This is a genomic window from Streptomyces sp. NPDC055962, from assembly GCF_042270185.1.
Classification (GTDB): domain Bacteria; phylum Actinomycetota; class Actinomycetes; order Streptomycetales; family Streptomycetaceae; genus Streptomyces.
Genome location: NZ_JBHJYN010000003.1, coordinates 306,106 through 321,658, shown reverse-complemented (window position 1 = coordinate 321,658; position 15,553 = coordinate 306,106). Strand labels below are relative to the sequence as shown.

General features: G+C 73.8%; 9 protein-coding genes. 7 read left to right on the top strand and 2 right to left on the bottom strand.

Features of this window, described 5'->3' with window-relative positions; all coding sequences use genetic code 11:
- Positions 1-127: 127 nt before the first annotated feature.
- Positions 128-1,111, bottom strand: coding sequence for a TauD/TfdA family dioxygenase (locus tag ACFC51_RS11980; protein ID WP_376528649.1), 984 nt, complete (start codon positions 1,109-1,111; stop codon positions 128-130).
- Between the two features lie 226 nt (positions 1,112-1,337).
- Between ACFC51_RS11980 and ACFC51_RS11975 the strand changes: the two genes are divergently transcribed.
- Genes ACFC51_RS11975 through ACFC51_RS11950 form a run of 6 tightly spaced genes read left to right on the top strand, consistent with a single transcriptional unit; the run spans position 1,338 to position 13,690 of the window.
- Complete coding sequence (locus tag ACFC51_RS11975) at positions 1,338-2,420, top strand: thioesterase domain-containing protein (protein WP_376376133.1); 1,083 nt, start codon at positions 1,338-1,340, stop codon at positions 2,418-2,420.
- Positions 2,417-3,208, top strand: a complete 792-nt coding sequence (locus ACFC51_RS11970) for a thioesterase II family protein (protein WP_376376135.1) — start codon at positions 2,417-2,419, stop codon at positions 3,206-3,208. The genes ACFC51_RS11975 and ACFC51_RS11970 overlap by 4 nt, the downstream gene beginning before the upstream one ends.
- Complete coding sequence (locus tag ACFC51_RS11965) at positions 3,205-5,340, top strand: amino acid adenylation domain-containing protein (protein WP_376376136.1); 2,136 nt, start codon at positions 3,205-3,207, stop codon at positions 5,338-5,340. The genes ACFC51_RS11970 and ACFC51_RS11965 overlap by 4 nt, the downstream gene beginning before the upstream one ends.
- A 54-nt stretch (positions 5,341-5,394) precedes the next feature.
- Positions 5,395-5,622, top strand: a complete 228-nt coding sequence (locus ACFC51_RS11960) for an MbtH family protein (RefSeq protein WP_376376137.1) — start codon at positions 5,395-5,397, stop codon at positions 5,620-5,622.
- A complete protein-coding gene (locus tag ACFC51_RS11955) occupies positions 5,619-9,110 on the top strand; it encodes an amino acid adenylation domain-containing protein (RefSeq protein WP_376528323.1) in 3,492 nt (1,163 codons plus the stop codon). Before ACFC51_RS11960 ends, ACFC51_RS11955 begins: the two co-directional genes overlap by 4 nt.
- Positions 9,110-13,690, top strand: a complete 4,581-nt coding sequence (locus tag ACFC51_RS11950; protein WP_376528321.1) for a condensation domain-containing protein — start codon at positions 9,110-9,112, stop codon at positions 13,688-13,690. The genes ACFC51_RS11955 and ACFC51_RS11950 overlap by 1 nt, the downstream gene beginning before the upstream one ends.
- A gap of 120 nt (positions 13,691-13,810) precedes the next feature.
- Here the strand turns inward: ACFC51_RS11950 and ACFC51_RS11945 are convergent, their stop codons facing one another.
- Positions 13,811-13,990, bottom strand: coding sequence for a hypothetical protein (locus ACFC51_RS11945; RefSeq protein WP_376379600.1), 180 nt, complete (start codon positions 13,988-13,990; stop codon positions 13,811-13,813).
- Positions 13,991-14,260: 270 nt separating this feature from the next.
- Between ACFC51_RS11945 and ACFC51_RS11940 the strand changes: the two genes are divergently transcribed.
- Positions 14,261-15,514: an NYN domain-containing protein gene (locus tag ACFC51_RS11940; protein WP_376379597.1), complete on the top strand. Its 1,254-nt coding sequence runs from the start codon at positions 14,261-14,263 to the stop codon at positions 15,512-15,514.
- Positions 15,515-15,553 lie beyond the last annotated feature (39 nt).

Here is a 15,553-nt window from a genome sequence, read left to right as displayed (position 1 = left end):
CCCACCACCGGCGGGCCCGGTCGCGGAACTGCCGGACACGGAGACGGCCGCAGGTCGGGGGCGGTGGATCCGGGGGCCGGGCGCCGGGATCCGGGGACACACCCGTCCCGCCGCCGGCCCGGCCCGGTCAGGTCAGCACGGCGCCGTTGCCCGGCCGGAAGCCGCGGCTGCGGCGGTGGTCGAGGTGGACGAAGACCCGGTGCAGCCAGCGGTCGTTGCCGTCGTAGCGGGGTGAGAACGCCACCCGCCCGTGCACCACGATCCGGTTGTCCACGAAGATCATGTCCCCGGGCCCCAGCACCACGTCGGAACGCACCGCCCACAGTGCTTCCCGCAGTTGCACCAGGGCCTTCTCCGCCCCCTCGTCGAGCCCGCCGGTCGCGTGGAAGTCGACGCAGATGTCAGGGTCCTCGGGAGCGCCGTCGAGCACCGGCTTCGGGTCGGACCGGCCGTTCGAGCGGAAGGAGGGCGGCGCCTCGGTGAGGAAGCGCGGCTCGTGCAGGACCGTGCGGATCTCGTCGTCGATCAGGGGCAGGGCCCGCCGGATCGAAGCGACCTGCGTGCCCACCTGGTCCTCGTGCGCGGGCCGCAGGCACAACAGGCCCACGACGTCCGGCCGGTGCGGGTGGAAGGCGTTTTCCGTGTGGAACTCCAGGCGCACCGAACCGCCGTTGCTCTGCGAGTCGGCGAGTGCCGGGACGGGGACCACGTTCTGCACGAGCGCGCCCTGCTTCTCCTCGCGGTACGCGATGACCGCCCCGAGTTCGCTGCCCAGGAGCATCGCCAGCGTCGCCGGCGTCGTGGCGGCGCGCTCCACGGAGTCCCGCACGGTGGGCGTGGGCGGGAGCCCCGCGGCCGGCAGGGGCAGGTTGCTGATGGTGAGGGTCCCGTCCGGACCCGCGTCGTAGGCGAAGTCCCGCAGGGCCCGGCTCAGCCGGACCGGAACCCGGCAGCTCTCCCGCCGGGCGAGGGTCCGCCAGTCCGGATCGTCGATCAGGGCGGGTCCGACGAGAGCGAGCCGCTCCGCCAGTTCCTCCAGTGCGGTCCGCTCCTCACCGGTGAGTTCGAGCAGTGAGGATTCCTTGCCGTAGTCGGCGTTCGCGCCCGCCATCGTTGTCACGCCTGCCTCTCCTCTTCCGCGTTTCTCCCCATCGCTGAGGCAATTGCACGGAGCCCCGTCTCGGCGACCCCGGGGAAGTCTTCACGGCCACGTGGGGGCATCTCCAGGCAGCGGACCGGCAATTGGTTCCTGGCAATTTGCCTGCGGGATGCCTGTACCGCGGGGGGCCCGGAAACGAAGCTTTCCGAGAAGCTCGATCCATGAGACGGAGCCCGCCGTGCACTCGAACCCGCGGAATCGAATACCGCTCACCTGCCAGGCAGTCGAGCGCCTGCTGTGCGAGATCAGTGGCGCTCAACTCGGGCGTGCGGTCTCGCCGTACGACGACTTCTTCGAGTTGGGAGGAGACTCCCTCTCGATCATCCAGATCGCCACCGCGGCGCGTGTGCACGGCCTGTCCCTCCGCAGTTCCGAGGTCCTGCGGTCCCCGGTTCCTGCGCTGCTCGCCGAGCACCTGACCCTCCCGCGCGACAGCGTGCCGAGGGTGCGGCCGCCCGCCCTGGACCCCGGAGACGCGGGGCCGGACCCCGACCCGGGACCGGCGGAGGTCCGGGCGGTGACCATCGCCGACGGCGACGCGGCCGAACCGCTCCACGTCATCCACTCCCAGAGCCATGTCCGGGCCGAACGGGACGCCGTCGCGGCGTGGGCGGACGGGCGCGCGGCCGTGGGGCTCAGGCTGACCGGCCCGGGCGGCTCCACCCCGACGGCCGGATCCGTCGAGCAGCTCGCGGACCGGTACCTGGCCGCTCTGCGGCGGCGACAGCCGGCCGGCCCCTACCGGCTGGCCGGATTCGGACACGGGGCGGTCGTCGCCCTCGAGGTGGCCCGCCGCCTCCGCGGCCTCGGCGCCGAGGCCGCGCTGCTGGCCCTGATCGCCCCGCCCGCAGGCCCCGCTCCCGGCGAGGAACCCGCGGACCTGGGCGATCTGCTGAGCCGCAGGCTGGCGATGCTCGCCGGGCGGTTCGCGCTCACCGGCGACGAGAGCATCGAGGACATCCTCGCCAGGTTCCACGACGCAGGCTGGTACGAGGACGTGTCGCGGCCGCAGGACCTGCCCGGACTCCAGCGCGCCTGGGCCGGTGTCGCCCTGGCGGTCCAGGAGTACGGCTACCCGCCCTACGACGGACGGGCCGTGCTGGTCGCCGGCAGCCGCACCGCCCACCCGGCCGAGCAGGCATGGAGCGAGGCCCCGGAGCGGCTGACCGTCCACCGGCTGGACCTCGCGCTCGCCTCCCCCCTGCCCGTCGTCAACGACCCGCACGTGGCCGACCTGATGAGGAAGGTGCTCGCCGCATGAACGGCGCCCCCACGACCGAGGCCGCGACACGGCCGGTCACCAGCCGGTGGATCGCGCGGCTGCGTCCCGACGACGACGCGAGGCTGCGGATCGTGTGCTTCCCGCACGTCGGAGCGGGCGCCGGCGTCTTCCGGCCCTGGCTGGAGCACCTGCCGGCCGGGACCGACCTGTGCGTGGTCCGGCCGCCCGGCCGCGAGAACCGGATGGGCGAAGCCCTGCTCACCGACGGGCACACCCTGCTGGACGAAGCCGGCCCGCACCTGGCACCCCTGCTCGACGTGCCCTTCGTCGTGGTCGGCCACTGCTCCGGCAGCGTGCTGGCCTACGAGTTCACCCGTCGGCTCAGTACCGCGGGAGGTCCGCTCCCGGTCGAGCTGGTGGTCTCGTCCTCCGAGGGGCCGTCGATGCGCACGGTGGAGGAACCTCCCCTGCACCGGCTGCCGGACGGCGAGCTGATCACCCGGGTCGTCGGATACGGGGGCATGGCGGAACAAGTCCTGGCCGACCCCGACCTGATGACCCTGTTCGAACGGATCCTGCGGGCGGACTACCAGGTCGTCGAAACGCTCGCGTACTCCTCGGACGCCCCGCTGGAGATGCCCGTCACCGTCATCGGCGGCCGCCGGGACGCGTTCGTCGGCGCCGGAGCCATGGCCGCGTGGAGCACCGCCACGACCGGGGAATTCACCCTGCACCTGCTGGACGCGGGCCACTACATCCTCGACGAGGCGGGGGAACGGATGGGACGGATCGCACGACGGCTGCTGGAGAGAGGGGGCGACGGGTGAGCACGGGAGACTTCACACTGCCGGGCGCGTGGCTGTGCGCGGCACCCGAGGAGGCGGGCCACCGCGTCGAGGTGGACTACGCGGACCTCGCCCCCGCGCTGGACGCGCTGGCGGTCTCCGCCGGCGCCGAGCCCTTCGCCGTGCCGGCCGCCGCGCACATCAAGGTGCTGAACACCCTGGTCGAGGAGCGGGAGTTCCGTACGGACGTGCTGCCGGCCGGAGGCCGTGAGGCACGCGGCATGACGGTGCGGCCGGGCGCCGCGCGCACCTGGCGGGACCTGGTCGCACATGCCGGTCACGCCCTGCGGGCCATGCCACCGGCACCCGGGCCGGACGGAGGAGCCCCGCGTGCCGACCGCGTGCTCCTCGCCGCCGCACCGGACACCCCGCCCGTCACGGGCCGCCACGGCCTGTGCGTCGGGGCCGGCGTGCACACCCTGACCCTGCGTGCCGACGGTGCCGTCGGCGCCGCCGGACTCGACCGGCTGGCGGCCATGTACCGCCGCGTGCTGGAGGCGATGGCCGCGGCGCCGGACGGCGACGCGGTGACCACCGTCCTGCCCGACGGCGAGCGCGAGGCCGTGCTGCGTCGCTGGGCGGTCGGGCGCACCGTCACCCGTGAACCCGCCGACGTCCTGGAACTCTTCAGGAACCAGGCGGCCAGGACCCCGGACGCACCCGCCGTCCGGGCCGACGGACGGACCCTCAGCTACCGCCAGCTGGACGAGGCCTCCACCCGGCTCGCCCGCCACCTCCTCGCACACGGCGCGCGCCCCGAGGTGCCCGTCGGCGTCGGTCTGCGCCGCGGCCCGGACCTGCTGCCGACGCTGCTGGGCGTCTGGAAGTGCGGCGCGCCCTACCTGCCGCTGGACGCGGACCTGCCCCAGGTCCGGCTCCGCCACATGGTCTCCACCGCGGGCTGCGGCCTCATCGTCACCCGCTCGGAACTCCTGCCCTCGCTCGGCCCCTTCGACCAGGGCGACTACGTCCTGCTGGACCGTGACCGCGACGCGATCGACGCGGCCGGCCTCGACCCCGTCGACGTCCCGGTCGGCCCCGCGCACCTCGCCTACGTCATCTACACCTCCGGGTCCACCGGGGCGCCCAAGGGCGTCATGGTGCACCACGGCGGCCTGGCCAACTACGTGCTGTGGACCGCCCTGGAGTACGCGGCCCGCGGGATCGGCGGGTCCCCGCACTTCAGCTCGATCGGCTTCGACCTGGGCGTCCCGAGCCTGTTCGCGCCCCTGGTGGTCGGCCAGCGGGTGGACCTGCTGCCCGACCCGCTGGACGCCGCCGATCTCGGTGTGCACCTGCTCGCGGGCGCTCCGTACAGCTTCATCAAGATGACGCCCGGCCACCTGAACCTGCTCACCACGGACCTCGAACCGGAGGAGGCCCACGGCCTCGCCGGACTTGTCATCGCCGCCGGTGACGCCTTCCCGGTGGAACTGGCCCGGCGCTGGGGCGAACTGACCGGGCCCGGCGGTACCCCGGTCGCCACCGAGTACGGCCCGACGGAGATCACCGTCGGCAACTCCGGCCAGGTGGTCACCCGTCTGCCGGCCGACGGTCTCGTCCCGCTCGGCCTGCCCATCCCGAACACCGCGATGTACGTCCTCGACGACAGCCTCGAACCCGTCCCCGACGGTGTTCCCGGCGAGGTGTACGTCGGCGGGGCGGGGGTGGCCCGCGGCTACCTCGGCGCCCCCGCGCTCACCGCGGAGCGCTTCGTTCCCGATCCCTACGGGGACCCGGGATCCCGGCTCTACCGCACCGGTGACCGAGGCCGCTGGCGCCAGGGCCGGCTGGAGTTCATGGGCCGCACCGACCACCAGGTGAAGATCCGCGGCTACCGGGTGGAGCCGGGGGAGATCAGGGCCGCGATCCTGCGGTGCCCGGGCGTCGGCGACGCGGTCGTCACCGCCTATCCGGGGCCGTCCGGGGCACAACGGCTCGCCGCGTTCGTCGTCCCCGCCGCCGGAGCCGGCCCCGACCTCTCCCGCGTACGGGCCGAACTGGCACAGGACCTGCCCGACTACATGGTCCCCGCCGACCTCCGCACCGTCCGGGAGATCCCGTTGACCGCGAACGGCAAGGTCGACACCCGCGCACTGCGTACCCGGCTGTGACCATCGCGCTCGACCCGACCCAGGCATCCGAAGACCTCAGGAAAGCAGGACCCGGTGAGTGATACGGCCGCGGACACGGCGTACCGAGTAGTCGTGAACCACGAGGAGCAGTACTCGATCTGGAACGCGCACCGTGAGCCGCCGGCGGGCTGGCGCGCGGAGGGGTTCACCGGCGACCGTCAGCAGTGCCTGGACCACATCGCCTCCGTCTGGTCGGACATGCGTCCGCTCAGCGTCCGCGGCGGGAGCGCCCCGCGCGGACCGGAGCGAGGTGGCCGATGACCGCGCTGCTGCCGGAACTCTTCCTGGACCGGGCACGTGAGCACCCCGACGCACCCGCGGTCGTCGCCGGCTCCGACGAGGTGTCCTACCGCGAGCTGGAGGGCTCGGCGCGCCGTGTCGCGGGCGCCCTCACCGGGCTCGGAGCGGGGCGCGAGTCCGTCGTCGCCGTCCTGATGACACCGGGCCCCGACCTCGTGGCGGCGCTGCTCGGCATCTGGCTGGCCGGAGGGTGCTACCTCCCTCTCGACCCCTACGCCCCTCCCGCCCGGCTGCGGCAGACGGTCGAGGCGGCGGGTGCCCGCCTGGCCGTGGTGGACGGGACGTGGGCCGCCCGGGGCGCCGAACTCGCCCCGACGACCACCGCGCACCGGATCGACCGGCTCCTGACGGCGGGCGACCCGGACACCCCGGCGTGCGCCACCGAAGCGCGCCAGGCCGCCTACATGATCTTCACCTCGGGCTCCACGGGCGTCCCCAAGGGCGTCGTCGTCGAACACGCGGGCATCGCCAACCGGGTGCTGTGGGGTGTACGCGCACTGGAACTGACGCCCCGTGACCGGGTGCTGCAGAAGACGCCGCTCACCTTCGACGCCGCGGGCTGGGAGATATTCGGCCCGTTGGTCTGCGGTGCGCCGGTCACCTTCGGCCGCGCCGACGCGGGACGCGATCCGGCCGAACTCCTCGCCTCGCTCCGCGAACAGGAGGCCACGGTGGTGCAGGTCGTGCCCACCATGCTGCGCCTGCTCGCCGCCCAGCCGGACCTCGCTTCGTGCAAGAGCCTGCGGACGGTCTGCTCCGCGGGCGAACCGCTGCACGCCGAACTGTGCGGGCGCGTGCTCGCCCAGGTCGACGTGGAGATCTGGAACACCTACGGCCCGACCGAGTGCTCCATCGACGCGCTGGCCCATCGTTTCGACCCCGCCCAGCTCACCGGCGCCGTGCCGATCGGCCGGCCCATCGACAACGCCCGTGTCCTGGCCCTTCCCGCCGACGGCGACGGCACCGCCGACGACGCCCTGCTGGAGCTCTACCTGTGCGGACCGGGTGTCGCCCGCGGCTACCACCAGGACGCCGCGCGCACCGCCGAGCGATTCGTGCCGGACGCCGACGGCCCGCCCGGCTCCCGGATGTTCCGCACCGGGGACCTCGTACGCCGTCGTCCCGACGGAGCACTGGAGTTCGTCGGCCGGGCCGACAGCCAGGTGAAGATCAACGGTGTGCGCGTCGAACCCGGCGAGGTGGAGGCCGCGCTGGAGACCCATCCCGAGGTCGTCGAGGCCGTCGTCCGGGCGGTCGACGGCCCCGAAGGCCCCGGCGGCGCACGCCGGCTGGCGGCCTGGGCGGTCACCACACGGCCCGGGGCGGCCGAACGCCTGACCGCCTACCTCCGCGACCGGCTGCCCCCGGCGCTCGTGCCGGCCGTCGTCGCCGAGATCGACACGCTGCCCCGGACCAGCAGCGGCAAGACCGACCGCGCGCGGCTGCCGGACCCCGACTGGTCGCGCGCGCCCGGTACGCTCGCAGCGCCGCGTACCGCCGAGGAGCGCATCGTCCTGGGCGCCTGGAGACAGCTGCTCGGCACCGACGAGATCGGCCTCGACGACGACTTCTTCCGCCTGGGCGGCCACTCCCTGATGCTGACCCGGCTCTCGGCCCGGCTCACCGGGGACTCGGGGCTCGCGGTGACACTGCGCGACCTGCAGTACGCCTCGACCGTCCGCCGGCAGGCCGAGCTGCTGGGCCGGGCCTCGAAGGCACAGCCGATCGACCAGCTGCCGCCCGGCTCCCGGCTGCCCCTCTCCCACGCCCAGGAGCGGTTCTGGGTCCTGGACCGGATGGACCCGGGAAACCGGGAGTACCTGCTTCCGATCCTCGTCTGGCTGCCGTCCGAGGTGCCCGCACAGGTGGTCCGGGAGGCACTGGCCCGGCTCGTGGAACGGCACGAGGTGCTGCGTACCCGCTACGGCATGGACGCGCAGGGCCTGGCCGCCGTCGTCGAGCCCCATGTCCCCGACGCCCTGCGGACCCTGGAGACCACTCCCGGGCGGATGGCCGACACCCTCGCCGGGGAACTCGCGGAGGGCTTCGACCTGGCGGTCGCCCCGATGTTCCGGGCCGCCCTGGTCCGGGACGGCGGGCACGAGCAGCTGCTGCTCCTGGTGTGCCATCACATCATCGGCGACGGCTGGTCCTCCCGGCTGCTCGAACAGGAGCTGCGTGAGACGGTCACGGCGATCCGGGAAGGCCGCGAACCGGTCCTCCCGGAAGCCGCCCTGCGCTACGTCGACGCGGTCGCCTGGCAGAGGGACCAGATCACCGAGGCGCAGTCCGCCGAGCAGCTCGCCTACTGGAGCCGGCAGCTGGAGGGACTTCCCCCGCTCGAACTCCCCACGAACCGCGAACGCGCGGCCCGGCGCAGCATCGACGGTGCGGGGATCGTCGTGGAGGTGCCCGCCCCGGCGGCCGAGGCCCTGACCGCCCTCGGCCGCCGGGCCGGAGCGACCCCCTACGTGGTCCTGCTGACCCTCTGGACGGTCACGCTCGCCCGAGCGGCCGGGCAGTGGGACTTCGGGGTCGGCTCCCCGCACGCAGGCCGCACCCGTCCGGAACTCCACGACCTGGTCGGGCTGTTCCTCAACACCGTCGTCCTGCGCCCCGGGCTGACACCGGACCTGAGCTTCGCCGAGGCACTCGCCGCCGTCGAGCGCACCTGCCGCGAGGGCTTCGCCCGGCACGCCGTGCCCTTCGAAGCGGTGGCCGACGCGGTCGCACCGGAGCGCGACCCCTCCCGTACCGCCCTGTTCCAGAACCTGTTCACGCTCACCGGTGACGAGACGGTCGGGCAGGTACCGCGCGAACGCGATCTCGAACTGCTGGGCCGGGCCTGGACGGTCTCCAGGACCGACCTGGCGCTCACTCTGTGGCCCCGGCCCGACGGAGGGTACGGGGGCGCGCTCGAGTACTCCTCGGCGCTCTACGACCGGACGCTGGCGGCGGGTCTCGCCGAGCGCATGCGCCGCCTGGCCGAACGGTTCGCCGCCGATCCCGGCCTGACGGTCGGCGCGACCCGCCTGGACACGGACGACGACACGGACACGGACGAGGACACGGACGACGACGGGGACGGGAGCGACGACGTGCACCACGACATCAGGACCGACGAGGCCCCGGCCGCGCCGCCGCCGGCCGACGTGCCGGCCTCCCGTCCGGACATCGTCCTCGGCTTCGTCCGTGACCTGCTCACCCAGCCGGACGTGGGACCCGACGACGACTTCATGGCCCGGGGCGGCACCTCGCTGCTCGCGGCCCGCCTGCTGTGGAACGTCCAGAGCGCCTTCGGCGTGGAGGTGTCCATGCGTTCCTTCTTCGACCTGCCCACGGCGGCGGCCCTCGCCCGTGAGGTCACGAGACTCCAGCCGCCACCGGACACCCAGGTCCCGGACGGCGATCCGACAGCGCACCGTGAAGCGACAGAGAGGGACGCCTGATGCCGGCCGCCCGTACCCAGGAGACACGGACGATCGAGCGGGTGGACCGGACAGGACCGCTTCCGCTCTCCTCCGGCCAGCAGCAGATGTGGCTGCTGCACCAGCTCGCCCCGGCCGGCCGCGCCTATCTGATGACCTGGACGCTCCGGCTCTCCGGCCTGCTGGACACCGACGCCCTGCGCGGGGCGTGGGAGACCCTCGTCGAACGTCACGAGATCCTCCGCACCCGCTACCGGCAGATCGACGACGTACCCCACCAGATCATCGACCCGCCCGGGGCCGTCGACTTCCGCGTCGTCGACCTGGCGGACGAGCCGACCGGGAACCGCGGGACGCGGGCCGGACAGATCGCCGACTGGGAGCGGAGCCGGCCCTTCGACCTCACCCGGCACCAGCCGCTGCGCGTCACGCTGATCCGCACCGGGCCCGAACTGCACCTCATGGTCGTCAACATCCACCACATCGCGTGCGACGAGGACTCCTACCAGGTCATCTCCGCCGAACTGGCGGCGCTCTACGCGGCCCGCACCGAGGGGGACTCCCCGGTCCCCGGCGCACCGCCTGTCCAGTACGCCGACTTCGCCGCCCGGGAGAGGACCCGGACCACGGACGCCGCGCTGCGCCCGCACCTGGACTACTGGCGCGCCGCACTCGACGGCGTGTCGGACCTGCCGCTGCCGCTGGACCGCCCGCGCCCGGCGCGTCCCGACCGGCGCGGCGGACTCGTCGAGCTGACGATCGGCCCCGAGACCGCCGCGGCCGTCCACGCCCTGGCGTCGGCGCACCGCGCCACGCCGTACATGGTGCTGCTGGCGGCCTACCACGTCATGCTCGCCCAGCTCACCGGGAGCGAGGACGTGACGGTGGGGATACCCGTCTCCACCCGGACCCCCGACCTGGACGGGCTCGTCGGCTACACGGTGAACACGGTCGCCGTCCGGTCACGGCGCACCGCCGGCCTGCCCTTCGCCGATGTCCTGGTCCAGGTCAGGGAAGGCGTACTGGACGCGTTCGACCACCGCTTCGTCCCCTTCAAGCGCGTGGTCGACGCGGTGAACCCCGCGCGCGGCCTCGACGGGAACCCCTTGTTCCAGGCGGCCTTCGACATGGAGGAGGCCGACGAGGACGGCCGGTTCCGGCTCCCCGGCCTGCGGGTCGAGCGGATCGCGACGGACGCGGTGCCCGACGCCAAGTTCGATCTGACCCTGCACACGGTCACCGCCCCTGGCGGACGGCTCCACGCCCGCCTGGAGTACGCGGCCGCGGTGATCGACGAGAAGACGGCGCTGACCTGGGCCGCGGAGTGGGAGGCGCTGCTCGCCGGCCTCGTCGGCCGCCCGTACGAGCCGGTCGGCCCGGCTCCGGCGCGGCCCGCCGGCCGTCCGGCATACGGGGAAACCGCGGGTGAGCCCGTCCCGGCCGCCGTCCCGTCCGCCACCGTGCCGACCGAGATGATGCACCGCCTCTGGACCGAGGTCCTGGAAACGGACCACATCGGCCTCCAGGACAACTTCTTCGACGTCGGAGGGGACTCGCTGCGGGCCGTGGCCCTCGCCGGCCGGCTGCGCGCGGAGGGCCTGGAGGTGTCGGCCACCGATGTCTTCGCCCACCAGACCGTCGAGGAACTGGCCGCCTGGTGCGCTCGGCAGGCCCTCGACGCGGCACCGGACGGCGCCGCCCTGCCCGCGGCCCTGGAACCCTTCGCCCTGCTGAACGCCCAGGACCGGGCGGCACTGCCCACGGACGTGGTGGACGCCTACCCGCTCACCGCGACCCAGCTCGGGATGATCATCGAGCTGCGGGCCCGACCGGACGTCAACACCTACCAGGACACCACCTCCTACCTCGTCCGCGACGGCCTGGCACCGGACGTCGCGGCACTCCAGCTCGCGGCCCAGCTCGTCGTCGACCGCCATGAGGTGCTCCGCACCAGCTTCGAACTCAACCGCTACACCGAGCCGTTGCAGCTGGTGCACCGCTCCGCCCGGATCGAGGTCGGTGCGACCGGACACGGCACGCTCGGCCCGGGCGGCTGGCGGCCCGCGCTGGAGGAGTACGCGGCGTCCGAGCGCCGGTCACCGATGGCCATCACGACCTTTCCGCTGATCCGGGTGCACGCCCACACCGCGCAGGACTCCCCCGAGTGGTGGATCACGATCACGGAGTGCCATCCGATTCTCGAGGGGTTCAGCTTCCACACGATGCTGATGGAGATCCTCACCGGCTACGCCGAGATCCGGGAGGGCCGCACGCCCGCCGAGCCGGAGCCGGTGCCCTTCCGGTACGCGGACTACGTCGCGGCCGAGGCGGCGGCCCGGGAGTCGCAGGAGGACCGTGCGTTCTGGAGGGGCGTCGTCGAGGGCAGGACAGGCACGGCGCTGCCCTCCGCCTGGCAGGGCGACAGGGCGCTGGTCCGCGAGCGGTACCAGCACACGCTGGACTTCCGGGACCTGGAGGACGATCTGCGCCGGCTGGCGACCGCGACCGGCACCTCGATGAAGGCGGTGCTGCTGGCCGCGCACATGAAGGTGATGAGCATGGTCGTCGCCACGGAGGACTTCTACACCGGGCTGGTGTGCGACGCGAGGCCCGAGGTCCTGGGTGCGGACCGGGTGCTCGGCATGTACCTGAACACCCTGCCGTTCGCCATGCCCACGGAGGCGGATACCTGGGGCGATCTCGTCAGGGCGGTCTACGACGGCCTGACGGAGATGTGGCCGCACCGCGTCTTCCCCATGCAGGTCATCCAGCAGGAGTTCGGCCCCGGCGGCCGGCTGCTGGACGTCTTCTTCAACTACCTCGACTTCCGGCAGGTCGACGCGTCACTGATCGACGAGGACGCGACGTACAACGACAACGACAACGAGTTCGCGCTGCACGTCTTCACGATCTCCGGGGTCCTCAAGCTCAACACGACCAGCCACCGCCTCGACCGCGAGGCCGCGGCCCGGCTCACCGCCCTGTACCGGACGGTCCTGGAGCGGATGTCCCTCGGCCCGGAGGGCGACTCCCGGGCCGGCTGCCTCCCCGCCGCCGTGCCCGAGGGACGGGACCGCGCCACGGAGCCCGTACCCGAACCACAGGCCGTCGCCGAGGCCTTCGCCGCGGTGGTGGCCGCGCACCCCGACGCGGTCGCGGTGCGCTGCGGGGGGAGCGAGCTCAGCTACCGGGAACTCGACGCGGCGGTGGACCGGACCACCCGGGAACTGCGGGAGCGAGGCGTCGGACCGGGCGACCCCGTCACGCTCGGAGCCCTCTCACCGGACCGGGGCCCGGACACCGTCGCCACGCTGCTCGCCGCGGTACGCGCCGGAGCCGTCTTCGCCCTCGCGGCGCCCGGCGCCGCGGCCCGGGCCGCCGTCACCCGCCCGGAGGCGCTGCCCGCCGGTGCGGCCTGTGTCCTGCCCGGGGAGCCGGGGACCCCGGTGACGCACCACGCCCTCGCCCGCGCCGTCGCCCGGTTCCGCGACGAACTGGCGTCACGCGGCGCCGGATCCGGACCGGGATCGTCCTGGCTCTGCGTCGGCCCCGCCGTCACTCCCACCGGTCTGGTCGAGATCCTCACGGCGCTGACGTCCGGAGCCGCCGTCGTCCTGCTGCCCGCCCCGCTGCCGGAGGCGGTCCCCGAGATGAGGCGCCTGATCTCCGAGGGCCGGGTGACCCACCTCGGGACGACGCCGCTGGTGGCGGAGCGGGTGGTCGTCGATCCGCCCCGTCCCCTGACCGTGGTCCTCGGGGGTGACGACGAGGCGGGGCCCGCCCTGCCCGCCGTCCTGCGAGGCCGGGCCCGGGTGATCGAGACCGTCGCCGCCGACGGACTCGTCGGTCCGGTCGCCTACGACGGAGTGCCGCCACGCGGTCTGGCCCTCGACGTGGTCGACACCCGGGGCCGCTCCGTGCCCGTCGGTGTGGTCGCGGAGCTGCGGGTCGACGGCGCCGAAGGGCCGCACCGCACCGGCCGGACGGCACGGGTCCACCGGTCCGGGCGGCTGGAGCCCATGGGCCCGGCCTCCGTCCACCGGACCCGGGAACTGCTCGGGCTCCATCCCGCGGTGCTGGACTGCCGCGTGGTCGAGCGGCCGGACACCGCCCCGGGCGGGCGGCTGCTGGTGGGTTACCTGCGTACGGTGCCCGCCGAGGAGTTCTCCCCGGACGAGATCCGCCGGGCGCTGGCCGGCCGCCGGCTGCCGCGCCACCTGATCCCGGACGTCCTGGTGGTGGTGGACGAGTGGCCGCTGACCGGGGCCGGAACCGTCGATCCGGACCGGCTTCCCGAGCCGCCCGGCACCGTGACCGGCCCGGCCCAGGTGCCAGCCATGCAGGAACAGGCGCCCTGGGACGCCGACTTCGAGGAGCTGCTGCGCGGAGTGCTGACCGATGTGCCCCAGGACACCGCGCTCGATCCTGATGTGCCCCTGGCCGACGCGGGCCTCAGCTCGATGGCCACGGTCGGTCTCATGGTGGCGATCGAGCAGCTCTACGACCTCGTCATCCCCGACGACTTCCAGATCGTCGACATGTTCCGCACCCCGCGCATGCTGTGGGAGCAGGTCCGCGGCTTCCGGGCCGCCCAGATCTGACGGGACGTCCGGAAATGCCGGGGGGGGGGGGGCGCCCCGGCAGCAGCGCGCCCGCCCCCCGCGCGGGGGGCGCCCCGCGCCCGGGGGGCGCCCCTCTCGGCCTGCCGGCCCGGTGGGCCGTCAGTTGTGGCCGAAGCGCTTCTGGTGCTTGCGCGCGACGTCGGACGGGCTGCCCTGCGCCTGCGACTGCGCCTGGGTCTGCGACTCGTACGCCGTCGACTTCGCCTCCTCCGCGCCACGCTCCGCGGCCGACGCGCGGTCGTGCTGGCCGCCCTGCTTGCGGTTCTTGTTCTTCGCCATCGTGCTGCCTCCTGACAGTGGGATCTGGGGGTCCAGAACCGCTGTCAGACTCACATAGCGGCATAAAAGCCGCATGTTGGATCATTACCGAGCGTAGTAAGCGAGGTATCATGCGCCGCTTCCCGGATCCGCCACGCCGATGATCGAGTTCCGGACCTTAACGACCGTGCCGTCGGGCAGACTCGAAGGAAACCCTGAGTAAGCGAACCCCGGGTCGGCGGACCCTCCCTCGTGTCCGGGCCCGCTGACCCTCTCCCGAGTTGGAAGAGGGTGGAACGCGTGGACCGTTGCGTCGTCCTGGTGGACGCCGGCTACCTGCTGGGCGCAGCCGCGAGCCTGCTGGCCGGGGAGCCCGCCCGTTCCCGCATCACCGTGGACCACGCGGCCCTGATCCAGGGCCTGCGCGAGCGCGCGGAGGCCGACACGGAACAGCCTCTGCTGCGCATCTACTGGTTCGACGGCGCCCCCGACCGCGTGCCGCAGCCCGAGCACCGCAGGCTCCGCGTCATGCCCCGGGTGACCGTCCGGCTCGGCGCCCTCACGCGCAGTGACGGCCGGTGGGCGCAGAAGGGCGTCGACGCGGCCATGCACGCCGAGCTGACCGAACTGGCCCGGAACCGCGCCTGCTCCGACGTGGTGCTCGTGACCGGCGACGGCGACCTGCTGCCCGGACTGATGTCGGCCAAGGAGCACGGCGTCGCCGTCCACCTCTGGGCGGTCCAGGCCGCCGACGGGGACTACAACCAGTCCGAGGACCTGGTCGCCGAGGCGGACGAACGGCGCGTGCTCGACCGGGCCTGGATCACCAAGGCGGTACGGGCCAAGGACACGGGCGGCGTGTGCGCGCCCCCGCCCGTGCCGCGCCCGGAGATCGCCGCGATCCTCTCCGCCCCGCTGCCCGAGGCCGCCCTCGCCGCCTCGGCCGAGCGGGCCTCGGAGGCCGCCCAGGCCGCAGCGGCCCGCAACGGCACCCGGACCGTGGAGGACACCCCGGGCGTCCCGCAGGCCCCCGGTCACAAGGGCGTCCCCACCCCCAAGGACCTGGCGAGCCTGCGCGCGCCGGGGGCCCAGGCCACCCACCACGCCCCGCCGCCCGCAGCCAACGCGACGCTGCGCTGGTCCTCCGACCGGGGCTGGGTCGAGCGCGGCGGACCGCTCGGCGAACCGGCCGAGACCGCGTCCCTGCCGACCCTGGCGCAGCTCACCAGCGCGGAACAGCGCTGGGCGGACCGGGAGGAGGACATCACCACCGTCGGCGGCGACCCCTTCGAGGTCGGCCAGGTCTTCGCCCGGCGCTGGATGGAGCGGCTGCCGGAGACCGTCCACCTGCAGAAGCTGTCCACGATGTACCCCCGCATCCCGCACCGCATCGACGGGGAACTCCTGAGGTACGCCGCCCGCTTCGGGCTGCTCGCGCACAAGGACGACCAGATCGACGAGCACGACAGGTATGCCATCCGGGCGGGGTTCTGGCGGGAGATCGACGTACGGGCCGCCGCCGAGCACGCCCCCGTGGGGGAGTGAGCCGGGCTGCCCTGCCCGCCCCGGACGCAATACGGGGCA

Bases quoted from the DNA above. Each gene is read 5' to 3' on its own strand.
- ACFC51_RS11945 (WP_376379600.1), bottom strand. From the start codon at position 13,990: ATGGCGAAGAACAAGAACCGCAAGCAGGGCGGCCAGCACGACCGCGCG.
- ACFC51_RS11950 (WP_376528321.1), top strand. From the start codon at position 9,110: ATGCCGGCCGCCCGTACCCAGGAGACACGGACGATCGAGCGGGTGGAC.
- ACFC51_RS11980 (WP_376528649.1), bottom strand. From the start codon at position 1,111: ATGGCGGGCGCGAACGCCGACTACGGCAAGGAATCCTCACTGCTCGAA.
- ACFC51_RS11955 (WP_376528323.1), top strand. From the start codon at position 5,619: ATGACCGCGCTGCTGCCGGAACTCTTCCTGGACCGGGCACGTGAGCAC.
- ACFC51_RS11970 (WP_376376135.1), top strand. From the start codon at position 2,417: ATGAACGGCGCCCCCACGACCGAGGCCGCGACACGGCCGGTCACCAGC.